Source organism: Ferrovibrio sp., from assembly GCF_964218355.1.
Taxonomy (GTDB): Bacteria; Pseudomonadota; Alphaproteobacteria; order Ferrovibrionales; family Ferrovibrionaceae; genus Ferrovibrio.
The window spans coordinates 1-22,973 of record NZ_CAXPMC010000029.1 but is presented as its reverse complement, the minus strand read 5'-3'; the positions used below and the strand labels follow the sequence as shown (position 1 = coordinate 22,973).

The following is a 22,973-nucleotide window of genomic DNA, read 5'->3' as shown; positions in this document are numbered from 1 at the left end:
GCGCTATTCCTTCAGGCCGCCCGCCTGCAGGATGAAGCCGGCGATCTCGGCAACGCCCTGCTCGGCCTTCAGATTGGCGAAGACGAAGGGGCGCTGGCCGCGCATCTTTTTCGAATCGCGGTCCATGACCTCGAGCGAGGCGCCGACCAGCGGCGCGAGGTCGGTCTTGTTGATCACGAGAAGATCCGACCGCGTGATGCCCGGACCTCCTTTCCGCGGGATCTTGTCGCCGGCGGAGACATCGATCACGTAGATGGTGATGTCGGCCAGTTCCGGCGAGAAGGTGGCGGCCAGGTTGTCGCCCCCGGATTCCACAAAAATGATGTCGAGGCCGGGGAATTTCTTCTGCAGGTCGGCGACGGCGGCGAGATTGATCGAGGCATCCTCGCGGATCGCCGTATGCGGGCAGCCGCCGGTCTCGACCCCGGTGATGCGTTCGGGCGCCAGCGCATTGGCGCGGGTGAGGAACTCGGCATCCTCGCGGGTGTAGATGTCATTGGTGACGACGGCAATGTTCCAGTCATCGCGCAAGTATCGGCAGAGCCGCTCGACCAGAGCCGTCTTGCCCGACCCGACCGGGCCGCCGATGCCTACTCGTAAGGGGTTGGAACTCATGATCTGAACAGCCTCGTATACTGGGTTTCGTGCCGCATCGAGCACAGGTCGACCATCGGCGCCGCCGTGCCGCAGTCTTCGAGCGGGCAGGCGAGCGCACAGGGTAGCACGGAGTCCACCACCGGCAGCAGGGCGGCCAGCGCACGCTGGCCGTCGGTCTGGCCGAGCGGGATCAGCCGCACGGCGGCCGAGACCAGATTGGCGGCGAAGGCATGCAGGTAGGCCGCCAGCACGGCCGGCAAATCCAGCCGGTGGGCGGCGGCGGCCAGCCCGACGGCAATGCACAGCGGCACCGGCTCGTCGCCACGCGACTGCGCGAAATCATCCAGCGCCGGATGCCCCCAGGTGGCGCGGGTGACCGAGAGGAACGAGCCGCCCTGCTGGTTGGCCTCCAGCGCCATTTCCTGGCTGCCGCGCCAGGCGGCGGCGAGATCGGCGAGGTCGGCCAGCGCCGCCGGATCATCGGCGGCCGCATAGGCCTCTTTCAGCAGCACGGCATCCACCCACCCGGCGCCGTGGCGCAGCACATGGCCGATCCACTGGCTGAGATCGGCGGCGGTCTTCACTACCCCGGTCTCGACGGCATATTCGATGCCGTGGCTGTAGGAGAATGCCCCGATCGGATAGCCGGGCGAGAACCACGCCATCAGGCGGTAGAGGTCGCCCGCACTAATGCTGGTGGTCGTGGTCATGGCCGTGATGGTGCCCGTGATCATGGTGATGATGGTGGCCGTGGCCGCCGGCACCCTCACCGCCCCCATATTTGCTATCTTGGCCGTAACGCGAGCCGAGGCCGTAGGGATGCGAGGGATCGTGGTTGTGCTGGCCGTAGGCGCCGCCTTCCGGATCGAAGGGGGCCTCCACGGCCTGCACGGCGGCGCCCAGCCCCTTCAGCATATCCACGATCACATGGTCGTCGCGGATGAGAATCCGGTCGGCATGGATTTCGGCCGGCAGATGCCGGTTGCCCAGATGCCAGGCCAGCCGCGCCAGCAGCGCGGGCGTCGGCGCGCGCACCTCGACCAGCGGCTCGGGCGCGGCCCGAACCTCGATATAACCGCCACCCTTCTCCAGCTGCAGACCGTCGCCATGGCGCAGAACCGTGGCCTCGGGCAGATCGAGCAGGAAGGCGGCGCCGTCATCGGCGGTCAGCCGGATGCGTCGGCGGTGCCGGTCGTGATGCGCCAGCGTGACCGACGCCCTGCACTCGGCGGCAGGCCAGCGGCCGGCGGGGATGACGGAGGTGGCTTTCAGCACTGTTTTCTCCCTTCGTCGTTCCCGCAAAAGCGGAAACCCAGTCGCGCCACGATCCCGGGTCCCCGCTTCCGCGGGGACGACAACAAATCTCAGAACAGGAAATACCGCTGCGCCATGGCCAGTTCCTTCGCCGGCTCGCAGGTCAGCAGCTGGCCGTCGGCGCGCACGGTATAGGTCTCGGTATCGACCTCGATCTTCGGCATGTAGGCGTTGTGCACCATGTCCGCCTTGGTCACCTTGCGGCAGCCCTTCACCGCGACCAGCGGCCGCTGCAGCCCGAATTTCTGCGCGATGCCGGCATCCAGCCCGGCCTGGCTGACGAAGGTCAGGCTCGACTGCACCATGTTGCGGCCGAAGCTGGCGAACATCGGCCGGTAATGCACCGGCTGCGGCGTCGGGATCGAGGCATTGGGATCGCCCATCGGCGCCGCCGCGATGCTGCCGCCCTTGAGGATCATGTCGGGCTTCACCCCGAAGAAGGCCGGCGACCAGATCACCAGATCGGCGAACTTGCCGGCCTCGACCGAGCCGATCTCGTGCGCCACGCCGTGGCTGAGCGCCGGATTGATGGTGTATTTGGCGACATAGCGCTTGGCCCGCACATTGTCGTTGTCGCCTTTTTCCTCGGGCAGGCGGCCGCGCTGCTTCTTCATCTTGTCGGCGGTCTGCCAGGTGCGGATGATCACCTCGCCGACCCGGCCCATGGCCTGGCTGTCCGACGACATCATCGAGAAGGCGCCGAGATCATGGAGGATGTCTTCCGCCGCGATGGTCTCGCGCCGGATACGGCTGTCGGCAAAGGCCACGTCTTCCGGGATCTTTGAATCCAGATGGTGGCAGACCATCAGCATGTCGAGATGCTCGTCCACGGTATTCACCGTGTAGGGCATGGTCGGGTTGGTCGAGGAGGGCAGCACATTGGCCAGCCCGGCCACCCTGATGATGTCCGGCGCATGGCCGCCGCCGGCGCCCTCGGTGTGGAAGGCGTGGATGGTGCGATGTTTGAACGCGGCGATGGTGTCTTCCACGAAACCGCTTTCGTTCAGCGTATCCGTGTGAATGGCCACCTGGATGTCGTGCTGCTCGGCCACCGACAGGCAGTTGTCGATGGCGGCCGGGGTGGTGCCCCAGTCCTCGTGCAGTTTCAGGCCGCAGACGCCGGCGGCGACCTGCTCGACCAAAGCCTCGGGCAGGGCGGCATTGCCCTTGCCGAGGAAACCGATATTCATCGGGAAGGCCTCGGCGGCCTGCAGCATGCGCATGATATGGAACGGCCCCGGCGTGCAGGTGGTGGCCGAGGTGCCGGCCGCTGGTCCGGTGCCGCCGCCCATCATGGTGGTGACGCCGGAATACAGCGCTTCCTCGATCTGCTGCGGGCAGATGAAATGGATATGCGCATCGAAGCCGCCGGCGGTGACGATCTTGCCTTCGCCGGCGATGGCTTCGGTGCCCGGGCCGATGACGATGTCGACGCCGGGCTGGATGTCCGGGTTGCCGGCCTTGCCGATAGCATGGATGCGGCCGTTCTTCAGGCCGATATCGGCCTTCACGATGCCCCAGTGATCGAGGATCAGCGCGTTGGTGATCACGGTATCCACCGCGCCCTCGGCATTGGTGGCCTGGCTCTGGCCCATGCCGTCGCGGATCACCTTGCCACCGCCGAACTTCACTTCCTCGCCATAGAGCGGGGTGTTGGCGGAATAGCCGCTGCCGACCAGCTTCGGGTCATGGCCCGAAGGCGGCTGGGCGGTGAAATCCTTCTCGACCTCGATGATGATGTCGGTATCGGCGAGGCGCACCTTGTCGCCGACGGTGGGGCCGAACATGCCGGCATAGGCGGAACGCGGGATGCGGGTGACCATGATCTCGCCTCCTCCTAGCGCAGGGTGCCCATGACCTCGGCGCGGAAGCCGAAGACATTGCGGCGGCCGGCATAGGCGACCAGCGTGACTGCGCGGGTCTGGCCCGGCTCGAAGCGCACGGCGGTGCCGGCGGGGATGTTCAGCCGCATGCCGCGGGCCTTTTCCCGGTCGAATTCCAGCGCCGGATTGGTCTCGAAGAAATGATAGTGGCTGCCGACCTGGATCGGCCGGTCACCGGTATTGGCCACATCGAGGGTCAGCGTCGGCCGGCCGGCATTCAGCTCGATATCGCCGGGGGCGCAGATGATTTCGCCGGGGATCATGGGCGTGGCTCCTCAGCGGATCGGGTTGTGGACGGTCACCAGCTTGGTGCCGTCCGGAAAGGTTGCCTCGACCTGGATCTCGTGCAGCATCTCGGCGATGCCGTCCATCACCTGGGCGCGGGTCAGCACGGTGGCGCCGTCGCGCATCAGTTCGGCCACGCTGCGGCCGTCGCGGGCGCCCTCGACCACATAGTCGGTGATCAGGGCGACGGCCTCGGGGTGATTGAGCTTCACGCCGCGTTCCAGCCGCCGGCGGGCGACATTGGCGGCCATCGCCACCAGCAGTTTATCCTTTTCGCGGGGCGTGAGATTCATGCCGCGAGCCTCCCCGAAGCCAGTAACCGAAGTCCGGAATCAGACGGTAAGATACCTGCGGACCTCGTCGGTATCCAGCCCGGAAGCGGGCCCCTCGACGACGACCTCGCCGCGCTGCAGCAGGATGAAGCGGTCGGCCAGTTCGCGGGCGAAATCGAAATACTGCTCGACCAGAACGATCGCCATGGTGCCGCGGTTGGCAAGGTCGCGGATGACCCGGCCGATATCCTTGATGATGGAGGGCTGGATGCCTTCGGTGGGTTCGTCCAGCAGCAGCAGCCGGGGGCGCGTGACCAGGGCCCGCGCGATCGCCAGCTGCTGCTGCTGTCCCCCCGAAAGATCGCCTCCCCGGCGATTGCGCATCTCGTGCAGGACAGGAAACAGGGCAAACACCTCTTCGTCAATCGTCTTCTGGCCGCGCGGCAGCGGCGCCATGCCGGTTTCCAGATTCTCGTAGACGGTCAGGCGGGGAAAGATCTCGCGGCCCTGCGGCACCATGGCGATGCCATGGCGGGCGCGTTCATGCGGCTTCAGCGCGGTGATGTCCTGCCCTTCCCACATCACCCGGCCGCTGCGCACCCCCTGCAGGCCGACCAGCGCCCGCATCAGCGAGGTCTTGCCGACGCCGTTGCGGCCCAGCACGCAGGTGATCCTGCCCGTTTCGGCGGTCAGGCTGACATCGCGCAGGGCATGGCTGGCGCCGTAATAAAGATTCAGTCCTTCAGCCTTCAGCATCTGCGTCAACGCCCCAGATAGACTTCGATCACGCGCGGATCGTTCTGTACGTGGTCGACGCTGCCTTCCGACAGCACGCTGCCCTCGTGCAGCACGGTGACGCGCGCACCCAGATCGCGAACGAATTCCATGTCGTGCTCGACCACCACCAGGGTGCGCTCGCCCTTCAGGCCGAGGATCAGCTCGGCGGTCTGCCGGGTTTCGGCATCGGTCATGCCGGCCACCGGCTCGTCCAGCAGGATCAGCTGGGTGTCCTGCACCAGCAGCATGCCGATCTCCAGCCACTGCTTCTGGCCGTGGCTGAGCGCGCCGGCCGGTTCCGCCACCCGCTCCCACAGGCCGACGGTATCCAGCGCCCAGGCGATGCGGTCGAGGGCCGCGCTGTCGAGCCGCGCCGCCAGCGTCTTCCAGGCGCCGCGAGCCGCCTTCAGCGCCAGCTCGAAATTCTCGAACACCGTCAGGTTCTCGAACACGGTCGGCTTCTGGAACTTGCGGCCGATGCCCAGGTTGGCGATTTCGGTTTCGTCGAGCCTGGTCAGGTCGATGCGGCCGGCGAACATCACCTCGCCCTCGTCGGGCCGGGTCTTGCCGGTGATGATGTCCATCATCGTGGTCTTGCCGGCGCCGTTGGGGCCGATGATGGTGCGCAGCTCGCCCGGCGCCACCATCAGCGACAGGTTGTTGATCGCCCGGAAGCCATCGAAGCTGACCGAGACGCCGGACAGGTAGAGCTGGGTATCCGAGACGCGCGGCCGGCCGGCCACGGCGGGATCGAGGCCGGCCATGCTCTCGTGCCGGCTGGCCGGCGGGATCAGCGGCGTGGGTGCGATCGGTGCGGCATGCATGACATGGCCCTCCCTATTCGCCATTGCCGGGCTGCGACGCGTAGCTGCGACGCTCGGCCCGCCAGGCCTGCCACTGCCCGAGCAGGCCGACGATGCCCTTCGGGAACAGCAGGGTGCAGGCGATGAACAGCGCGCCGAGCGCGAACAGCCAGAGTTCCGGCGCCGCGCCGGTCAGCCAGGTCTTCACCAGATTGACCACGACACCGCCGAGAATGGCGCCATAGAGGGTGCCGCGGCCGCCGACCGCCACCCAGATGGCGATCTCGATGGAATTGGCCGGCGAGAATTCCGACGGGTTGATGATGCCGACCTGCGGCACGTAGAGCGCGCCGGCGATGCCCGCCAACACCGCAGACAGGGTGAAGGCGAACAGCTTCACGGCGGTCGGCGAATAGCCAAAGAAGCGCACCCGGCTTTCGGCATCGCGCACCGCCCGCAGCACCCGGCCGAGCTTGGAGCCGGTGACCCAGCGGCAGAGCAGGAAGCAGCCGCCCAGCATCGCCACCGAGATCACGTAGAGGCCGATGCGGGTATCTGGCGACTGGATCGGGAAGCCGAGGATGTCCTTGAAGTCGGTCAGGCCGTTATTGCCGCCGAAACCCATGTCGTTGCGGAAGAAGGCCAGCAGCAGGGCGAAGGTCATCGCCTGGGTGACGATGGAGATGTAGACGCCGGTGACGCGGCTGCGGAAGGCGAACCAGCCCAGCACCAGCGCCAGCAGGCCGGGCACCAGCACCACCATCAGCAGGGCGAAGGCGAAGCTGTCGAAGCCGTACCAGTACCAGGGCAGTTCCTTCCAGTTCAGGAAGACCATGAAATCCGGCAGCTCGGCATTGCCATAGACGCCGCGGTCGCCGATCTGGCGCATCAGGTACATGCCCATGGCATAACCGCCCAGCGCGAAGAAGGCACCATGGCCGAGGCTGAGGATGCCGGCATAGCCCCAGACCAGATCGAGCGCCAGCGCGAGGATGGCATAGCAGGCATATTTGCCCAGCAGCGGGATCAGGTAGTCGGGCAGCCTGGCGGCCGAGCCGGCCGCCGGCAGCAGGTTCAGCAGCGGCACCAGCACGACGAGGATGAAACCGATGCCGAGGAAGGCGGCCCAGCCGCGCGGCCCCAGCAGCGGCGCGGGCCTGGCGAGTGTGGCGAGCTGCTCACGCATCGGCGGACCTCCCCTTTGCCGCGAACAGGCCGCGCGGTCTTTTCTGGATGAACAGGATGATGAAAACCAGCACCACGACCTTGCCGAGCACGGCGCCGGCCACGGGTTCGAGGAACTTGTTGACGATGCCGAGCGTCAGCGCGCCGACCAGAGTGCCCATCAGGTTGCCGACGCCGCCGAACACGACCACGAGGAAGCTGTCGACGATGTAGAGCTGGCCGAGATTGGGCGAGACATTGCCGATCTGGCTGAGCGCCACGCCGGCCATGCCGGCGATGCCGGAGCCGAGCGCGAAGGTCATCGCATCGACGCGGGCGGTCGGAATGCCCATCACTGCGGCCATCGGCCGGTTCTGGGTCACCGCCCGCATGTGCAGGCCGAAGCTGGTCTTGCGCAGGATCAGCGCGATCAGGCCGAGCACGGCAAAGCAGAAGATGATGATGTAGACCCGGTTCCAGGTCACCGCGAAGCCACCGGCCAGCTCGATGGCGCCGGTCATCCATTCCGGATTGGCCACCTCCTTGTTCGGGGCACCGAAGATCATGCGCACGGTCTGCTGCAGGGCGAGGCTGACGCCCCAGGTGGCCAGCATGGTCTCCAGCGGTCGGCCGTAGAGGAAGCGGATCACCCCGCGCTCGATGATCACGCCGACGGCCGCCGCCACCAGGAAGGCGACCGGCAGTGCCGCGATCAGATAGGCCCCGATCAGGCCCGGCGGCAGGAAGGCACGGAACACCTCCTGCGTCACATAGGCCGAATAGGCCCCCAGCATGATCATCTCGCCATGGGCCATGTTGATGATACCCATCACGCCGAAGGTGATGGCGAGGCCCACCGCGGCCAGCAGCAGCACCGAACCCAGCGAAATGCCCTGCACCAGGTTTTCCGCGTAGGAGTAGATGCGGATGCGCAGCTGCATGCTCTCGAAGGCCTTGAGCAGGGCCGCCTTCACCTCCGCATCCTGCTCCTGCCCGAGCCGGCCCTGCAGCAGCGAGCGGATGCGCAGATCCGAGCCGCCGGCCAGCACGCCGACCGCCTGCAGGCGCCGCGTCCGATCGGGATCGGCGAGATCGGCGGCGGCCAGCGCCAGCGCCATGGCCTGCTTCACGCCGTCATTGGTTTCCCGCGCATAGGCCTCGCGCAGCAGGGCGACGGCATCCGGCGTGATGCCGTCCAGCAGCGCGTCGGCGGCACGGCGGCGCTGGGCGGGATCGTCGCCCAGCAGACCAAGGCGGCCGACCGACTCGCGCAGCACGTTGCGCAGGTTGTTGTTGACGAAAAGCGGATCGAGCACGTCCGGCGCGACGATGCCGGCCGGTTCCAGCGTCTCGGCCAGGGTGATGCGGGTATCGTTGCCGCTGCGGTCGCCGATCACCAGCGCACCGTCGGCCTTGCGGATGAACAGCCGGCCATCGGCCAGCGCCCGGAAGACCGGGATCGCACGCACGTCGCCGAGCGCGGTCAACCTGGCAATGGCTTCCCCCTTGGCGGCGAAATCGTCGGCCTTCAGCGCCCGCACGCCGGTGGCGAAGTCGAACGGCCCGGCATCCTTTGTCTCGGCGCCGCCGGCCGCACCCAGCAATGCCTTGCCCTCGGCATCCAGCTCGACCGGGCGCAGCTCGTCGGGGCCCGCCATCGCCTCGATATCGCCGGTCAGCGCATTGGTGATCACATACTGGTCGCCGTCCTTCTCGCCGATGACGACGGCATTGTCCTCGAGGCGGACGAACAGCAGGCCTTTCGCGAGCGCCGCGGCGGCAGCTTTCGCCTTGTCGTCGGCACTGTCAGCCAGCGCCTTCACGGCATCTTTCGGATTGTCGTAGGTCAGGCCGGTCAGGATGTCTTCCAGGCTGTCGGCAGCGCGCGACGGCGCAGCGGCCAGCAGCAGCGGCAGGCCCAGCAGGGCAGCCAGCAGCAGAAGTCTTGCGGCGGATGTCACGGACTTGGCGAGAAACACGGCGTTACTCCCGGTGGCGCCTTTGTGGCGGCTTCTGGCGGCGCTTTGATCCCGGTGGCAGCGAACCCCCCCTCCCGCACCGCCAGGTCGCGCGGCGGGGAGAGGGGCGGCTGCCATTCAGGCAACTGTTACTGGGCAGGCGACTGTTACTTGGCCGCGTATTTCGGCTTTTCGCAGTTGCCGCAGACCCACGGATAGGTCCAGTCGGCGGTCAGCTTGGCGCTTTCCGGGATGAACTTCGACCAGGCATCGGCCTTCACCGGGCCCTTGGTCTTCCAGACGATGTTGAACTGGCCGTCCGGACGGATCTCGCCGATATAGACCGGCTTCGAGAGGTGATGGTTGGTGTTCATCACCGCGGTGAAGCCCGACGGCGCCGCCACCTTCTGGCCGTACATGGCCTGGCGGACGGCATCGACATTGGTGGTGCCGGCCTGCAGCACCGCCTGGGTCCACATCTTGAAGCCGATATAGGTGGCTTCCATCGGATCGTTGGTCACCCGCTTGTCGTTCTTGATGAAGGTCTTCCACTGCTTGATGAAGGCATCGTTGACCGGCGCCTTGACCGACTGGAAGTAGTTCCAGGCCGCCAGGTGGCCGACCAGGTTCTTGGTGTCGATGCCGGCCAGTTCTTCCTCGCCGACCGAGAAAGCGACCACCGGGATGTCGGAGGCCTTGATGCCGGCATTGGCCAGTTCCTTGTAGAACGGCACGTTGGCGTCGCCGTTGATGGTCGAGACCACGGCGGTCTTCTTGCCGGCCGAGGCGAACTTCTTGATGTCCGCCACGATGGTCTGCCAGTCGGAATGACCGAACGGCGTGTAGTTGATCATGATGTCGGCGGGCGCGACGCCCTTCGACTTCAGGAAGGCCTCGAGGATCTTGTTGGTGGTGCGCGGATAGACGTAGTCGGTGCCGGCCAGCACCCAGCGCTTGACGTCGCCGCCTTCCTTGCTCATCAGGTATTCCACCGCCGGGATCGCCTGCTGGTTCGGCGCGGCGCCGGTGTAGAAGACGTTCTTCGAGCTTTCCTCGCCCTCATACTGGACGGGATAGAACAGCATGCCGTTCAGCTCCTCGAAGACCGGCAGCACCGACTTGCGGGACACCGAGGTCCAGCAGCCGAACACCACCGAGACCTTTTCCTTCGAGATCAGCTCGCGCGCCTTCTCGGCGAACAGCGGCCAGTTGGAGGCCGGATCGACCACCACCGCCTCGACCTTCTTGCCGAGCAGGCCGCCCTTCTTGTTGAGATCGTCGACCATCATCAGGACGGTGTCCTTCAGGGTGGTCTCGGAGATCGCCATCGTGCCCGACAGCGAATGCAGGACGCCCACCTTGATGGTGTCCTGGGCCCGGGCCGCCAGCGGGATCGCGGCGGTCGCCGAGACGGCGGCGACGGCACCAGCCATGGCCATCGTCCGAACAAACTTTTTCATCATTTCCTCTCCTGCTCTCATCTGGCGGCCCCCCCATGGGCTCAGCCGATGCGGCAGAAGTGGCAAGGACCGTGCCAAAGGCCGGACCAATCGTCGCGACGGGACGGCGGCAGCGCCTAATTGCCTGATTCCGCCGGGGGAATGCGCCTTCTCCGTTCGCAGGTGCAAAAACCCGCAGGGATTCAGCCAGCCGCCGGACTACCACCCAGGGGCGATCCCTGCTTAGAATTTTACCAAATTTGCTTTAAAATTAATCAATGCCTGTAAAATAGGCTTATTCCTGTGGCGCGCCGGTTACAGCTGCCACAGACGCGGCATGGCAGCGGGGCGGCCGAGCCCCGGCCGCAGGGCCGCCCAGAACAGGGCGAAATGCCGGCGCAGCCGGACCGCATCGGCATCCAGCAGGCGCACCAGCAGCAGATCGCCCAGCAAAGTGACCCCGGCGCCGGCGATCGCCTCCGCCTCGATCAGGGCGCGCAGCCGCGCACGGGCCGCATCCGGTTCCGGCGCGGCGCAGAGGATCAGCCCCTGGGCCACGGCGCCGGCAAATCCGGCCGGATGCGTCAGCTGTGCCGGGATGTCGCCCTCCAGCCGCTGGGACTCGACCCACTGGCGGCGGCCGGCCCGGCGCAGTTCCCAGTGGTCGGCCAGCAGGCCGCCGGTGAACCGCTCGCCGCGGGCGATGCGCCCGAACACGGTGATGTCGCCAGCCAGCAGGCGGGCATCGCCGGCGGCAAGGTCAATGCGGATCTGCCGGCGCAGCCGGGCCCCGTCGAACAGGATCGTCTCCTGCGGCAGCCATTCCAGCGCCGCCCCCGCTGCCACCGTCAGGGTCAGGTCGAGCGCTGCCGGCACGGCATCTTCGGCCCGGTAGATCTTCTCGGCGGCCTGCGGCGTGCAGAGGGCGGCACTGCCGGCCCCGGCCGTCACCTGCAGCCGCAGGCGGTCGCCGCCGGTCAGCCCGCCGGATGTCGTCACCAGCACCGCGGTCAGCGGCTCGCCGGGATCGGGCCGCGGCAGCAGCGCCCGGCAGGGATCATGCTGGTAGAGATCGGCCAGCCGGCTGCGGCCGGCGGCATCACCATCGAAGCCGAGCACCAGCGCCCCATCGGCACGCTGCAGGCGCGGCGCGGTGGTTCCCGTCATCCTCAGTCCGGCAGGTCGGGCTGGTCGGCCAGCATCGGCAGCCCGACATCCTCGACCTCGATATGGGCATCGGCGGCGCGCACCGGCCAGTCCAGCTTCAGGGCCGGATCGCGCCAGTTGATGCCGCGCTGCAGTTCAGGATCGTCGACGGCCGAAGACTTGACCAGCAGTTCGGTGGCCGGATCGAGGCTGCACCAGCCGAGCGCAAAGCCCGGCATGGCATAGACCTGCGCACCGTCCATATAGGACAGCGCGGCGGCACCGCTGCGGCCAAATGTGGCCGAGCCGCGCCGCACATCCACCGCCACCACATAGGCGCGGCCGCGCAGCACCCGCACGATGCGGGCCTGCCGGCGCGGCGCCAGCTGGTAATGCAGGCCGCGCACCGAACCGGCATGTTCGGCATAGATGATGGTGTCGCGGATGAAGCGGTCATGCACCCCGACGGCGCCCAGGGCCGCCTCGTCGGCGATCACGCTGATCCAGCCCTGCCGGTCCATCATGGCGGCGGGTCGCAGCAGCAGAAGTCCGGGCACGGCGAGCGGAGTGGCGGCAATCAGGGCGGTCGGCAGCATGGCGATCCGGGCGACGGGGACAGGGGCCCCCATCTTTGGGCGATGGCCGGATGCAAATCAAGGCATGGGCGCCGTTATACCGCCGTGGCGTGGCGTTCCACGCAGATGCGCAGCACCTCGTCGGCCGGCCGCCGCCACCAGTTGGCCGCCGACATGATCTCGACCTCGCAGAAGCCGTCATAGCCGACGCCCTCCACCATGGCGCGGATCGCCGGGATGTCGATCACCCCGTCGCCCATCATGCCGCGGTCGAGCAGCAGGTCGGCGGTCGGCACCAGCCAGTCGCAGACATGGAAGGCCAGCACGCGTTTCCGCGCCCGGTCGATCTGCTGCTTCAACTGCGGATCCCACCAGACATGGTAGACATCGACGGCGACGCCGAGATGGCGGTCGCCCGGACCGCTGCCCAGCGCGTCGCAGATGTCGAGCGCCTGGGCGAGCGTGTTCACGCAGGCGCGGTCGGCGGCATACATGGGATGCAGCGGCTCGATCGCCAGCGGCACGCCGGCGGCTTTCGCATGTTCCAGCAATGCGGCGATGCCGTCCTGCACCTGCTGTCTGGCCCCCGCGAGATCACGCGAACCAGCCGGCAGGCCGCCGACCACCAGCACCAGGCACTGGGCGCCCAGCGCCGCCGCATCGTCGATGGCGCGCCGGTTATCCTCTATGGCCGCCCTGCGCCCGGCCGCATCGGCGGCCGGAAACATGCCGCCGCGGCACAGGCCGGTGACGGTCAGGCCCGCCGCGCGGATATGCTTCGCGGCCTGTGCCGTGCCGTATTCGGCCAGCTTGTCGCGCCAGGGCGAGATGCCGGTGATGCCGTGGCGGGCGCAGCCCTCGATGCAGTCCTTCAGCGACCATTGCTCGCGCACGGTGGCGGTGTTCAGCGACAGCGGGCCCGGCTTTTTCATGCCGCGATTCCGTGCACGGCCATCACCGCCTTCATGCGGGCGGCGGCGCGCTCCGGGTCGCTGAGCAGGCCGGCGGCATCGGCCAGCCGGAACAGTTCGGCCAGATGCAGGGCCGAGCGGGTGCTCTGCTGGCCGCCGACCATCAGGAAATGATCCTGGTGGCCGTTCAGATAGGCCATGAAGACGACGCCGGTCTTGTAGAAGCGGGTCGGCGCCCTGAAGATATGCCGCGACAGCGGCACGGTCGGCGCCAGGATGTCGTGGAAGGTCTTCTCGTCGCCGCGGCTGAGTGCACCCAGCGCCGCCGAGGCGGCCGGGGCGATGGCATCGAAGATGCCGAGCAAGGCCTCGGAATGGCCCTGCTCGTCGCCGGCGATCAGTTCGGCATAGTTGAAATCGTCGCCGGTATACATCCGCACGCTCGCCGGCAGCCGGCGGCGCATCACGATTTCCTTGTCCTTGTCGAGCAGGGAAATCTTAATGCCGTCGACCTTGGCGGCATTGGCGGCGATCATGTCGAGGCAGACATCCATCGCCTTCATGTGATCGGCATTGCCCCAGTAGCCCGCGAGCGCCGGATCGAACATCTCGCCCAGCCAGTGCAGGATCACCGGCTGCTTCACGCCGGAGAGAATCCGGCTGTAGACCTTGATGTAATCGTCAGGCGATTTCGCCGCGACGACCAGCGCCCGGCTGGCCATCAGGATGATGCGGCCACCGAGCTTCTCGATGGCGCCGCACTGCTCCTCGTAAGCCGCGATCACCTGGTCGATGGTCACGTCCGGGCCGGGCACCAGATGGTCGGTGCCGGCACCCGAGGCGATCACCGCGCCGGGAACGTCCTTCGCCGCATCGAGCGAATGGCGCACCAGTTCCAGCGCGTCCTTCCAGTCGAGCCCCATGCCGCGCTGGGCGGTATCCATGGCTTCGGCGACACCGAGGCCGAGCGACCACAGATGCCGGCGGAAGGCGATGGTGCGGTCCCAGTCGATGGCCGGCTTTAGCCACGGATCGTTGTCGGCCAGCGGATCGGCCACCACATGGGCCGCACCGAAGGCGATGCGGCTGAAGGGCGGTTTCGCGGCCGGAAAGGCCTTCGGCTGCTGCAGCGTGTAGGGCGCGGTCTGCCCCGGCGCCGCGGGAAGGGTCAGCGTGATCGCCATGGCGTTACGCCTTCAGCTCCGGCAGGTCGATCCAGCGGCGTTCCTTCCAGCTCTTCAGGCCGGCCTCGGCCAGCTGCACGCCTTTGGCGCCTTCCAGCAGGGTCCACTTGAAGGGCTCGTTGTCGACCAGATGGCGGATATACATCTCCCACTGGGCGCGGAAACCGTTCGGATAGACCTTGTTCTCGGGGACTTCCTGCCAGGTGTCGAAGAAGTTGATGGCCTGCGGCAGATCCGGATTCCAGACCGGCTTCGGCGTGGCGACGCGCGGCTGCACGAAGCATTTGTGCAGGCCGGCGACCGCCGAACCCAGCGTGCCGTCGACATGGAAGGTGACGAGGTCGTCGCGGCGCACCCGGGTCACCCAGGAGGAGTTGATCTGCGCGATCACGCCGCCTTCCAGTTCGAAGGTGGCATAGGCGGCATCGTCGGCATCGGCCTTGTAGGCCTTGTTGTGCTCGTCCCAGCGCTTAGGGATATGGGTGGCGCCAAGGCAGGAGACCGCCTTGACGTTGCCGAACAGGTTGTCGAGCACGTAGCGCCAGTGGCACAGCATGTCGAGAATGATGCCGCCGCCGTCCTTGACGCGGTAGTTCCAGCTCGGCCGCTGCGCCTGCTGCCAGTCGCCCTCGAAGACCCAGTAGCCGAATTCGCCGCGCACCGAGAGGATCTTGCCGAAGAAGCCGCTGTCGATCAGCACCTTCATCTTCTCGAGGCCGGGCAGGAACAGCTTGTCCTGCACCACGCCGTTCTTCACGCCGTATTTCTTGGCCGCCTTCACCAGATCCATGGCGACGGCCAGCGTTTCGGCGGTCGGCTTCTCGCAGTAGATGTCCTTGCCGGTGGCCATCGCCTTCTTCAGCAGACCGGCGCGGGCCTGGGTGGTGGCGGCATCGAAGAACAGGGTGTCGTCCTTGTTCTTCAGCGCGGCATCGAGGTCGTCGGTATAGCGCTCGATGCCGTACTGCTTCGCCAGCCGGGCCACCTTGTCGAGGCTGCGGCCGACCAGGATCGGGTCGGGCATCACCCGGCGGCCGTTCTTCAGCACCACGCCGCCATCCTTGCGGATCGCCACGATGGAGCGGATCAGGTGCTGGTTCATGCCCATGCGCCCGGTGACGCCGTTCATGATGATACCGAGACGGATATCCTTGCTCATGGTCTTCTGTCCTTATGGTGCAGACTTGAAATCGGGCCGGAAGTCGGATGGCGGCATCGGCGCCAGCGTGGCCCAGCCGGGCATCGCCGCCGAGGCAAAGCCGCTGGCATCGAGCAGGCTGCCCAGCGCGATCATGCCGCCGCGGATGGCCAGCCGCGGCCGGCCGGTGCCTGTTGCGGCGGCGTAGAGATCGGGATGGGCCGCGAGAAAGGCCGCCTGCTCGGCCGCCGGCGCAGTGCCGAAGCCGTCGACATAATGGTGACCGTTGCGCTCGACATGGGTCAGGCCGAGCATCGCCACCAGCGCCAGGTCCTGCTGCAGCGCGAGGCCGGCCTGGCAGGTCAGATCCTCGCCGGTGACGAAATGGCGGCTGCCGCCGGCCTGGGCATTCCAGCGGCTGCAGCGGGCGGCATTCAGCAGGGCCCGGTATACGCCCTTGCAGGTCTTCGACGAGATGCCGGCATAGCCGAGGCTGCGCGCCGCCGGGAAGACACCGTAGTCGGCATCGGATTCGTCGACGATCAGCGGAATCTGCGCCGCCAGGGCGCTGACCGGACGGTTCAGCGCGGCCGCGCGCCGGATCGGCTGCTCGATATAGAGGATGGAGTCGCACAGGCGCCGGAGGGCGGGGTCGCCGCGCATCGCCTGCCACAGGGCGGCAATGCCGTCGACATCGTCATACTGCTCGTTGCCGTCGAGGCTGGCCTGATAGACTGCGCCACTGCGGTCGAGCACGGCAGCGATGGCGCGCAGGCGGGCGAGATCGGCCGCCATGTCGCCGCCGACCTTCAGCTTGAACCAGCGCAGGCCATAGGCTGCAATGGCGCCTTCGAGGCTTTCCGGCAGGCCATCATCCAGACGGTCGGCGGCGGCAATGTCGGTTTCCGCCAGCGGATCGACCATGCCGACCGTATGCCGCGCCGCGATCTCGCGCACCGGCCGCAATGCGCCCAGCCAGCCATCGATGTCGAAACCGGCGAGATCCGGGGTCAGCGCATCGGCCGCAATGCCGAAACCATTGGCGCCAAGCATGGCGGCGAAGCTCTGCCCGGCCAGCCGGCAGACGGCATCGATCACCGCGCGGTCGACCAGCGCCGGACCATAGGATGCCACCAGCGCATTCAGTCCCTGCCGGCTGCCGGCCGCGACCAGTGCGGCATGATGGGCCGCGGAATGGCCGAAGGCGGTGCGCGGCGCGGCGTCCGCACGATAGGCTGCTGCGGCATTCTGCAGGGCCAGCCGCAGCTGGGCGAAATTCTGCCCGTTGCTCAGCGCCGGGTCCTTGTCGAACCATTTCGGCGCCATCAGCTCGGCAGCGGCACCTTCGGCGGAACGGCCGTCCGGCGTCTCGATGCGCAGGTGGATGAAGGCCTGCGGCGCCTCGGTCAGGGTGACCACGCCGAAGCGGAAGGGCAGCCGCAGGGTGACCGGGCGCTCGAAAAGGTCGATGGCGGCGATGCGGAAAACAGATGCAGTGCTCATGCCGGCAGCGCCTCCAGCAGGCCGCGCAGATAGCCGATGGCATGGGCGGCGACACCGGGACCGTCCGGCCGGTAGTCGAAAGGTTCGACGGCGATGTCGCCGGCATAGCCGCCCTGGCGCAGGGCGGCGAGGATCGGCGCGAAAACCATCTCGCCCTGACCCGGTCCCTGCCGGTTCGGGTCGTTGACCTGCACATGGCCGATCAGACCGGTCGGCAGCCACTGGCCGATCAGTTCCGGCACCGGCTGCGCCTCGGACAGGCCGGCAGCGCTGCAGTCGATCATGGTGCGGAAATGCCGGCTGCCGATCCCCTCGACGATGCCGGCGGCTTCCGCGACGGTATTGATGAAATTGGTTTCACGGGGTGCCAGCGGCTCGAGGCAGTAGAGCACGTCGGCCTGTTCCGCCGCGCGGGCAGCGGCGGCGAAGGCCTCCAGCGCCCAGCCACGGGCCGCGCGGCGGGCATCGCCCTCATCATCGGGCAGGCGGCGCTGCAGCGGCGAGCCATGCACCAGATAGCGGCCGCCGAGTTCGCCGCAGAGATCGCACAGGGCCTGCATCGCCGCGATGGTGCGGCGGCGGGTCCCGGCATCGGGATCGGTCAGCGACAGACCCTTCGGCGCCACCAGCAGCCAGTGCAGGCCGGTAACGGCAAGCCCGGCCTCCTCCACCGTGCGGCGGATCACCCGCTGCTCGGCCGCGGTCAGCGACAGCGGATCATCTGACAGCGTGAACGGCGCCAGTTCGAGGCCGTCATAGCCGAGTTCGGCCGCCAGCGCACATTGCGCCTGGAAAGGCCGTCCGGCCAGCACCTCGTTGCACAGCGCGATCCGCATCGGACCCCTTCACCCCGTCGTTAAGTAACTATCCAGTTACTTTTAGCAGCCGGCCGGTGCCGGCGTCAATCCCCGCTCCGCGTCAGGCGGTGCGGCCGAAAAGCTGCCGCAGCCGGAGCTTCACGGCCGCCGAGGCGGCATCGAAGCGGCGCCGGAAAGGCGGCACATTCATGAGGATGATGAACAGGATGGCGGCCAGCATCACCGCCGAGATCGGCCGGGTGATGAAAGGCGTCAGGTCGCCATCCGACAGCACCAGGCCGCGCCGCAGATTCTTGTCGAGGATGTCGCCCAGCACGATGCCCAGCACCAGCGGGGCTACCGGATAGTTGAACAGCCGCAGCAGAAAACCGATCACACCGAACCCGAGCATCACATAGACGTCGAACATGCGGGATGCGATGGCGAAGGCACCGACGGCGCAGAGCACGAAGATCAGCGGCATGATCAGGGTGCGCGGCACCAGCAGGATCTTGACCAGCAGCTTGGTCAGGGTCAGGCCGTAGAACAGGATGCCGAAGCTGGCGATCAGCATCATCGCCACCACGTCGTACACGAAGCCGGGATTCTCGATCATGATCAGCGGGCCGGGCCGCACGCCGTGGATCAGCATGGCCGCGAGCAGCACGGCGGCCGGCGCCGAGCCCGGCACCGCCAGGGTCAGCACCGGGATCACCGCGCCGGGAATGCAGGCATTGTCGCCGGTCTCGGCCGCCATCAGGCCCTCGACCGAGCCCTTGCCGAATTTTTCCTTTTCCTTGCTGGCCCGGCGGGCGGCGGCATAGCTGCTCCAGGCCGCGACATCCTCGCCGACGCCCGGCACGATGCCCATGAAGGTGCCGATCAGGCCCGACCGGATCACCGTGCGCCAGTATTGCAGCACGTCGCGGATTCTCGGGATCACCCGGTCGAAGGTGTTGATGATGTATTTGCGCGGGGGATCCTTCATCACGGTCAGCACCTCGGCAAATCCGAAGGCACCGACCAGCGCCGGGATCAGGCCGATGCCACCGGACAGGTCGTGGATGCCGAAGGTGAAGCGGTCATAGGCATACATGCCCTCCTGGCCGATCGCAGCGATGAACAGGCCGAGGAAGCCGGCGATCCAGCCCTTCAGCGGGTCGGTACCGGTCAGGTTGCCGGAGATCACCACGCCGAACACCGCAAGCCAGAAGAATTCGTAGGCGCCGAACTTCAGCGCCATCTCGCCCAGCACCGGGGTGAACAGGGCCAGGCACAGCATGCCGATCCAGGTGCCGACGACGGAGCCGGAGGTGGCGATACCCATGGCGCGGCCGGCCAGGCCCTGCTTGGCCAGTGCATGGCCGTCAAGGCAGGATGCAGCCGAGGCCGGCGTACCGGGGATATTGAGCAGGATGGCGCTGCGGCTGCCGCCATAGATGGCGCCGATATAGGTGCAGATCAGCACCAGGATCGCCTCGTTGGGCGTCATCTTCAGGGTCAGCGTGGTCATCAGCGCCACGCCCATGGTGGCGGTCAGGCCCGGCAGCGCGCCGATCACCAGCCCGATCAGCGTGGCGCCCAGCGCATAAAGAATGGTCATCGGGCTGAGCATGCCGGCAATGGCGTGACCGAAGGCGAACAGGCCGTCAAACATGATGCCGATCCTTAAGGCAGACGCAGCAGGAACAGGTCTTCGAAGACATACTGGATGGTCAGGCCGACGATCACGCCATAGGCCACGGCCACGACGGCACCGCGCAGCCGCTGTCCGGCAGCGCGGCGGTCCTGGTATTCGAAAATGAAGACAAAGGCGGCGATGAACAGGGCGGCAGCCAGCCAGAAGACCACGCCCTGACCGAGCAGGCCGACTGCGAAGATCAGGCAGAGCGGCAGCATGGTGAGGATGCGCCAGTGGTCGGCCAGCCTGACCGGGCCGCCGGTTGCCGCCGGCGCCAGCGCCCCGGCCCGCACCGCGCGCAGCAGCAGCACGGCACCCATGAAGGCAATGGCAAAGCCGAGCAGCATCGGCACCAGACCGGGTATCGTGTAGAAGGAGACGTTCAGATAGGCCAGCCGGTCCATGGTCCAGCCACCCCAGGCAATGGCCAGCCCCAGCACGATCCAGGCGAGGCCGGACCACAGGTCGGCACGGGGCGACGGCTTGTCCTCTTGCATCATGCTTGCTCGCTGCTGGACCGCTGGATGGAAACAAACGGCCGCCCGGGTCGGCACCCGGGCGGCCGCGACGGGATCATCCGGTCAGGGCTTCGGGATGCCGACCGTGTCGGGCGAAACCTTGGCCTTGCCGCCGGCCTGCAGCAGCCAGGCGGCATTCTGGATCGCCGGGAACACCGCCTTCTGCGCGGCGTCGCCATGCTCGGGAGCGAACAGCGCACCCTTGCTGGCGGCGTATTTCTTCAGGGCTTCCGACTTCGAAATCTTCTCGGCCCAGATCTTGTCCAGCGTGGCCGTCACTTCCGCCGGCACGCCCTTCGGGATGAAGATGCCGAAATAGTTCGTGTCGTTCGGGAAGTTCTTGATCCAGTTGGTGATCGGCGGGATGTCGCCATAACCGTCGAGGGTCAGCGGCCGGCCGGCCAGCACGGCCAGCGGACGGATGCGCTTGGCGCGGATCATTTCCGCCTGCTCGACGCCGAGCTGGGTGGTCACCTGGGTCTCGCCCGAGACCGTGGCGATCACCGCCGGATTGCCGCCGTCATACGAAACGTGCTTGTAGGTGATGCCGGCAGCGCGCGCGAGACCCTCGATGCCGTAATGGCCGGCCGAATTGACGCCGGCGGTGGCCACCGGAATCTCGCCCGGCTTGGCCTTGAAGGCCTTCAGCAGGTCATCCATCGTCTTGTAGGGCGTATCGGCATTGACGCCGACCACGGTCAGGTTGGCGACGTTGAGATAGAGATTCCAGTCGCCGATGCGGGTATCCAGCAGGCCGGAAACCGGATAGGCGCCGAGATCCTTGGCGGCGCCGGCGGTCCAGGTATAGCCGTCCTTGGGCGCATCCAGTGCCGACTTGGTGCCGATCGAGCCCGAGCCGCCCGGCTGGTTCACCACCACGACCTTCTGGCCGAGCGCGTTTTCCAGTTCGGCGGCGGTGACGCGGGTGACCTGGTCGGTGGAACCGCCGGCCGCCCAGGGCACGATGATGGTGATCGGCTTGCTCGGCTTCCAATCGGCCTGCGCCGGTGCGGCGGCGGCGAATGCCCCCAGCGCAAGACCGGCAATAGCCGCACGAATGACATGATGGCCTGCCATGGCGTTCCTCCTCCTTGGTTTGCGTGCGCTGCTCTGCGGCGCGCACTTTCGGGTGCCGCCCAGCATTCCGTTGCCGGGCAGCGATGTCAACAACCAAGTAACCGGTCAGTTACAGAATTTTATGCAGCGGCCGGATATCCCCGCCGGTCACGGGCGCAGATATCCCAGCACCACCTCGATCGAGTGGTCGAGACGGGTCTTCTGGCTTTTCTGGCCCAGCAGGTTGCGGCCGAAAATGGTCGACAGGGTATGGACATTGGAGAAGTAGAAAAAACCCAACGCGGCGATGGTGATATACATTTCCACCGGATCGACACCCTTGCGGAACACGCCCTCTTTCGCCCCGCGCTCCAGCAGGTCGGTGATCACCGCCAGCAGCGGGGTGTACAATTCGCGGATTTTCTTCGAATTGCGCAGAAATCCGGCCTTGTGCAGGTTCTCGGCGTTCAGCAGGGCGATGAATTCCGGGTTGCGCGAACAGAATTTGAAATTGAACTCCATCAGGTACCGCATGCCGTCTTCCGGCTTCATGCGCGCCACGTCGATGGCATGTTCTTCCTCGCGCATTTTCTCGTAGGCGCGTTCCAGCACGAACAGCCACAGGCCGTCCTTGTTGCCGAAATACTCGTAGATCATCCGCTTGTTGCTGCCCGAGCGGGCAGCGATCTCGTCGACCCGGGCGCCGGCTAGGCCCTTCTCGGCAAACTCGACCAAAGCCGCATCGAGGATGTTGCGGCGGGTCACCTCCGGCTGGCGGCTGCGCTTCGGTCCCGGTTTGGCAACTTTGGACTTGGTCATGCGGCACTCTCCCCCGACCAGTCTTGCCGGGCCACGGGGGGTGTCGTCAAGCGGCGGCGCGGCTTACGGGCAGCTCGTACCGTTGGTGAAGTCGACCGTGCCGTTGAACGTGGCTGCATTACTGCAGGTGCCGCCGTTGCGCAGGTTGCCGGTGGAACCCGCATTGGCCGTGAACGTGCCGCCGCTGACATCGACGATGCGGTTGACGCCGCTGCCGCCGCTGGCGCTCAGGGTGTTGCCGCTGACGGTCATGGTAACGGTGGCGACCGATTCCATGGCACGGGCGTTTAGGCCGCCGGTCGCGGTCAGGGTGTTGCCCGAAAGGCTGCCGGTGGTGTCGCCGTTGAACTGGAGAGCGGTGTTGTTCTGGACCGAGCCGCTGGCCTCGATGTTGTTGTTCCTGAGCGTGATGCCGGTGCTGGCGAGACCGTTGCCGATGCCGACGGTGTTGGTGCCCTGGGTGGCGGAGAAGCTGTTGCCGCTCGCGGTGAGAGTAGTGACGCCTCCAAGCTGCAGGGCGACAGCGGGAGCGTTGCTGCTCCTCGCGGTGACGGTGTTGCCGGTGAGCGTGACGTCGGAGCTGTTGATGACCCGAATTCCCTGCGCGGTGCTGTTCGAGGTCGACTGCACCGTAACCGTGGTGTTGGCGATGGTAACCCCGCTGACGCCGTCCGCCACGATGCCGTAATTGTTCTGCGAGCTGGGGCTGTAGGTGCGGGTGATGGTCAGGCCGCTGACCATGCTGTTGTTGGCCATGGTGATGGCACCGACATTGTTGGTAGTGTTGGTATCTGTAAGCGTGGCGCCGGGCATGGTAAGCACGGCGGTGCGGCCCGAGGCGCTGCGTACCGTGACCGACCCGCCGCCGATCAGGCTCTGGCCGGCAGCCAGCGAGATCTGACTGGTGGAGCTGAAGTCGCCAGAGAGGATGACCGTCGAATTGGCACCCGCGGCCGTGACCGCGTTGGCCAGGCCGTTGGTGTTGTTGGTGTTGGCACTGCTGGTCACGGTGATGGCGCTGCCATTTGCCGTTCTGGTCGCCGTCTCGACGGCACCGAAGGCGCCGGCCTGGCTGACGATGTCGACATCGCGCATGATGGGGTCGGCCATGCGGCGCTCCATCGGCGTGAGCGTCGAGGCAGGCCGCCCGAAT

General features: G+C 66.9%; 23 protein-coding genes. All 23 read right to left on the bottom strand.

Annotation, left to right across the window (positions count from 1 at the left end):
- Positions 1 to 3 precede the first annotated feature (3 nt).
- A complete protein-coding gene (gene ureG, locus ACEQZY_RS19885) occupies positions 4 to 615 on the bottom strand; it encodes an urease accessory protein UreG (RefSeq protein WP_370156659.1) in 612 nt (203 codons plus the stop codon).
- Positions 612 to 1,376 carry an urease accessory protein UreF gene (locus ACEQZY_RS19880; protein WP_370156657.1) on the bottom strand — a complete coding sequence of 255 codons (765 nt, stop codon included), beginning with the start codon at positions 1,374 to 1,376 and terminating at the stop codon, positions 612 to 614. The genes ureG and ACEQZY_RS19880 overlap by 4 nt, the downstream gene beginning before the upstream one ends.
- Positions 1,285 to 1,872 carry an urease accessory protein UreE gene (gene ureE, locus ACEQZY_RS19875; RefSeq protein ID WP_341703539.1) on the bottom strand — a complete coding sequence of 196 codons (588 nt, stop codon included), beginning with the start codon at positions 1,870 to 1,872 and terminating at the stop codon, positions 1,285 to 1,287. Before ureE ends, ACEQZY_RS19880 begins: the two co-directional genes overlap by 92 nt.
- A gap of 89 nt (positions 1,873 to 1,961) precedes the next feature.
- Positions 1,962 to 3,734, bottom strand: a complete 1,773-nt coding sequence (ureC, locus tag ACEQZY_RS19870; RefSeq protein WP_341703538.1) for an urease subunit alpha — start codon at positions 3,732 to 3,734, stop codon at positions 1,962 to 1,964.
- Between the two features lie 14 nt (positions 3,735 to 3,748).
- Complete coding sequence (locus ACEQZY_RS19865; RefSeq protein ID WP_341703537.1) at positions 3,749 to 4,057, bottom strand: urease subunit beta; 309 nt, start codon at positions 4,055 to 4,057, stop codon at positions 3,749 to 3,751.
- A gap of 12 nt (positions 4,058 to 4,069) precedes the next feature.
- Entirely contained in the window at positions 4,070 to 4,372 is a 303-nt protein-coding gene (locus ACEQZY_RS19860) for an urease subunit gamma (RefSeq protein WP_341703536.1), read from the bottom strand.
- Between the two features lie 39 nt (positions 4,373 to 4,411).
- Positions 4,412 to 5,107, bottom strand: a complete 696-nt coding sequence (urtE, locus tag ACEQZY_RS19855) for an urea ABC transporter ATP-binding subunit UrtE (RefSeq protein WP_341703535.1) — start codon at positions 5,105 to 5,107, stop codon at positions 4,412 to 4,414.
- Positions 5,108 to 5,112: 5 nt separating this feature from the next.
- Positions 5,113 to 5,892, bottom strand: coding sequence for an urea ABC transporter ATP-binding protein UrtD (gene urtD / locus ACEQZY_RS19850; protein WP_341703546.1), 780 nt, complete (start codon positions 5,890 to 5,892; stop codon positions 5,113 to 5,115).
- A 73-nt stretch (positions 5,893 to 5,965) separates the two neighbouring features.
- Entirely contained in the window at positions 5,966 to 7,117 is a 1,152-nt protein-coding gene (urtC, locus tag ACEQZY_RS19845) for an urea ABC transporter permease subunit UrtC (RefSeq protein WP_370156654.1), read from the bottom strand.
- The gene (gene urtB / locus ACEQZY_RS19840; RefSeq protein ID WP_341703533.1) at positions 7,110 to 9,074 is read right to left on the bottom strand and encodes an urea ABC transporter permease subunit UrtB; all 1,965 of its coding nucleotides are present in this window, start codon (positions 9,072 to 9,074) and stop codon (positions 7,110 to 7,112) included. Before urtB ends, urtC begins: the two co-directional genes overlap by 8 nt.
- Before the next feature lie 146 nt (positions 9,075 to 9,220).
- Positions 9,221 to 10,513, bottom strand: coding sequence for an urea ABC transporter substrate-binding protein (gene urtA / locus ACEQZY_RS19835; protein ID WP_341703532.1), 1,293 nt, complete (start codon positions 10,511 to 10,513; stop codon positions 9,221 to 9,223).
- Between the two features lie 294 nt (positions 10,514 to 10,807).
- Complete coding sequence (locus tag ACEQZY_RS19830) at positions 10,808 to 11,659, bottom strand: urease accessory protein UreD (protein ID WP_341703531.1); 852 nt, start codon at positions 11,657 to 11,659, stop codon at positions 10,808 to 10,810.
- A gap of 2 nt (positions 11,660 to 11,661) precedes the next feature.
- On the bottom strand, positions 11,662 to 12,234 hold the full coding sequence (locus ACEQZY_RS19825; RefSeq protein ID WP_341703530.1) for a dTDP-4-dehydrorhamnose 3,5-epimerase family protein: 573 nt from the start codon (positions 12,232 to 12,234) through the stop codon (positions 11,662 to 11,664).
- Positions 12,235 to 12,308: 74 nt separating this feature from the next.
- The gene (locus ACEQZY_RS19820; protein WP_341703529.1) at positions 12,309 to 13,145 is read right to left on the bottom strand and encodes a sugar phosphate isomerase/epimerase; all 837 of its coding nucleotides are present in this window, start codon (positions 13,143 to 13,145) and stop codon (positions 12,309 to 12,311) included.
- Positions 13,142 to 14,308, bottom strand: a complete 1,167-nt coding sequence (locus ACEQZY_RS19815; protein ID WP_341703528.1) for a dihydrodipicolinate synthase family protein — start codon at positions 14,306 to 14,308, stop codon at positions 13,142 to 13,144. Before ACEQZY_RS19815 ends, ACEQZY_RS19820 begins: the two co-directional genes overlap by 4 nt.
- A gap of 4 nt (positions 14,309 to 14,312) precedes the next feature.
- Positions 14,313 to 15,467 carry a Gfo/Idh/MocA family protein gene (locus ACEQZY_RS19810; protein ID WP_370156652.1) on the bottom strand — a complete coding sequence of 385 codons (1,155 nt, stop codon included), beginning with the start codon at positions 15,465 to 15,467 and terminating at the stop codon, positions 14,313 to 14,315.
- A gap of 12 nt (positions 15,468 to 15,479) precedes the next feature.
- Complete coding sequence (locus tag ACEQZY_RS19805) at positions 15,480 to 16,949, bottom strand: enolase C-terminal domain-like protein (protein WP_370156650.1); 1,470 nt, start codon at positions 16,947 to 16,949, stop codon at positions 15,480 to 15,482.
- Positions 16,946 to 17,785 carry a sugar phosphate isomerase/epimerase family protein gene (locus ACEQZY_RS19800; protein WP_370156649.1) on the bottom strand — a complete coding sequence of 280 codons (840 nt, stop codon included), beginning with the start codon at positions 17,783 to 17,785 and terminating at the stop codon, positions 16,946 to 16,948. The genes ACEQZY_RS19805 and ACEQZY_RS19800 overlap by 4 nt, the downstream gene beginning before the upstream one ends.
- Positions 17,786 to 17,867: 82 nt before the next feature.
- The gene (locus ACEQZY_RS19795; protein ID WP_370156647.1) at positions 17,868 to 19,403 is read right to left on the bottom strand and encodes a tripartite tricarboxylate transporter permease; all 1,536 of its coding nucleotides are present in this window, start codon (positions 19,401 to 19,403) and stop codon (positions 17,868 to 17,870) included.
- 11 nt (positions 19,404 to 19,414) lie between these two features.
- Positions 19,415 to 19,927: a tripartite tricarboxylate transporter TctB family protein gene (locus tag ACEQZY_RS19790; protein WP_341703523.1), complete on the bottom strand. Its 513-nt coding sequence runs from the start codon at positions 19,925 to 19,927 to the stop codon at positions 19,415 to 19,417.
- Positions 19,928 to 20,008: 81 nt separating this feature from the next.
- Positions 20,009 to 21,022 (bottom strand): tripartite tricarboxylate transporter substrate binding protein, encoded by a 1,014-nt coding sequence (locus ACEQZY_RS19785; protein ID WP_341703522.1) that lies wholly within the window; start codon positions 21,020 to 21,022, stop codon positions 20,009 to 20,011.
- Between the two features lie 147 nt (positions 21,023 to 21,169).
- Entirely contained in the window at positions 21,170 to 21,820 is a 651-nt protein-coding gene (locus ACEQZY_RS19780; RefSeq protein WP_341703521.1) for a TetR/AcrR family transcriptional regulator, read from the bottom strand.
- A gap of 63 nt (positions 21,821 to 21,883) precedes the next feature.
- Positions 21,884 to 22,973 (bottom strand): beta strand repeat-containing protein (locus tag ACEQZY_RS19775; RefSeq protein WP_370156646.1); only part of this gene is annotated, 1,090 nt, incomplete at its 5' end.

What these genes read in the sequence shown, in the direction of transcription:
- ureG (WP_370156659.1), bottom strand. Translation starts at nt 615, where the DNA reads ATGAGTTCCAACCCCTTACGAGTAGGCATCGGCGGCCCGGTCGGGTCG.
- ACEQZY_RS19880 (WP_370156657.1), bottom strand. Translation starts at nt 1,376, where the DNA reads ATGGGGGCGGTGAGGGTGCCGGCGGCCACGGCCACCATCATCACCATG.
- ureC (WP_341703538.1), bottom strand. Translation starts at nt 3,734, where the DNA reads ATGGTCACCCGCATCCCGCGTTCCGCCTATGCCGGCATGTTCGGCCCC.
- ACEQZY_RS19865 (WP_341703537.1), bottom strand. Translation starts at nt 4,057, where the DNA reads ATGATCCCCGGCGAAATCATCTGCGCCCCCGGCGATATCGAGCTGAAT.
- ACEQZY_RS19860 (WP_341703536.1), bottom strand. Translation starts at nt 4,372, where the DNA reads ATGAATCTCACGCCCCGCGAAAAGGATAAACTGCTGGTGGCGATGGCC.
- urtE (WP_341703535.1), bottom strand. Translation starts at nt 5,107, where the DNA reads ATGCTGAAGGCTGAAGGACTGAATCTTTATTACGGCGCCAGCCATGCC.
- urtD (WP_341703546.1), bottom strand. Translation starts at nt 5,892, where the DNA reads ATGGCCGGCCTCGATCCCGCCGTGGCCGGCCGGCCGCGCGTCTCGGAT.
- urtC (WP_370156654.1), bottom strand. Translation starts at nt 7,117, where the DNA reads ATGCGTGAGCAGCTCGCCACACTCGCCAGGCCCGCGCCGCTGCTGGGG.
- urtA (WP_341703532.1), bottom strand. Translation starts at nt 10,513, where the DNA reads ATGAAAAAGTTTGTTCGGACGATGGCCATGGCTGGTGCCGTCGCCGCC.
- ACEQZY_RS19830 (WP_341703531.1), bottom strand. Translation starts at nt 11,659, where the DNA reads ATGACGGGAACCACCGCGCCGCGCCTGCAGCGTGCCGATGGGGCGCTG.
- ACEQZY_RS19825 (WP_341703530.1), bottom strand. Translation starts at nt 12,234, where the DNA reads ATGCTGCCGACCGCCCTGATTGCCGCCACTCCGCTCGCCGTGCCCGGA.
- ACEQZY_RS19820 (WP_341703529.1), bottom strand. Translation starts at nt 13,145, where the DNA reads ATGAAAAAGCCGGGCCCGCTGTCGCTGAACACCGCCACCGTGCGCGAG.
- ACEQZY_RS19815 (WP_341703528.1), bottom strand. Translation starts at nt 14,308, where the DNA reads ATGGCGATCACGCTGACCCTTCCCGCGGCGCCGGGGCAGACCGCGCCC.
- ACEQZY_RS19810 (WP_370156652.1), bottom strand. Translation starts at nt 15,467, where the DNA reads ATGAGCAAGGATATCCGTCTCGGTATCATCATGAACGGCGTCACCGGG.
- ACEQZY_RS19805 (WP_370156650.1), bottom strand. Translation starts at nt 16,949, where the DNA reads ATGAGCACTGCATCTGTTTTCCGCATCGCCGCCATCGACCTTTTCGAG.
- ACEQZY_RS19800 (WP_370156649.1), bottom strand. Translation starts at nt 17,785, where the DNA reads ATGCGGATCGCGCTGTGCAACGAGGTGCTGGCCGGACGGCCTTTCCAG.
- ACEQZY_RS19795 (WP_370156647.1), bottom strand. Translation starts at nt 19,403, where the DNA reads ATGTTTGACGGCCTGTTCGCCTTCGGTCACGCCATTGCCGGCATGCTC.
- ACEQZY_RS19790 (WP_341703523.1), bottom strand. Translation starts at nt 19,927, where the DNA reads ATGATGCAAGAGGACAAGCCGTCGCCCCGTGCCGACCTGTGGTCCGGC.
- ACEQZY_RS19785 (WP_341703522.1), bottom strand. Translation starts at nt 21,022, where the DNA reads ATGGCAGGCCATCATGTCATTCGTGCGGCTATTGCCGGTCTTGCGCTG.
- ACEQZY_RS19780 (WP_341703521.1), bottom strand. Translation starts at nt 21,820, where the DNA reads ATGACCAAGTCCAAAGTTGCCAAACCGGGACCGAAGCGCAGCCGCCAG.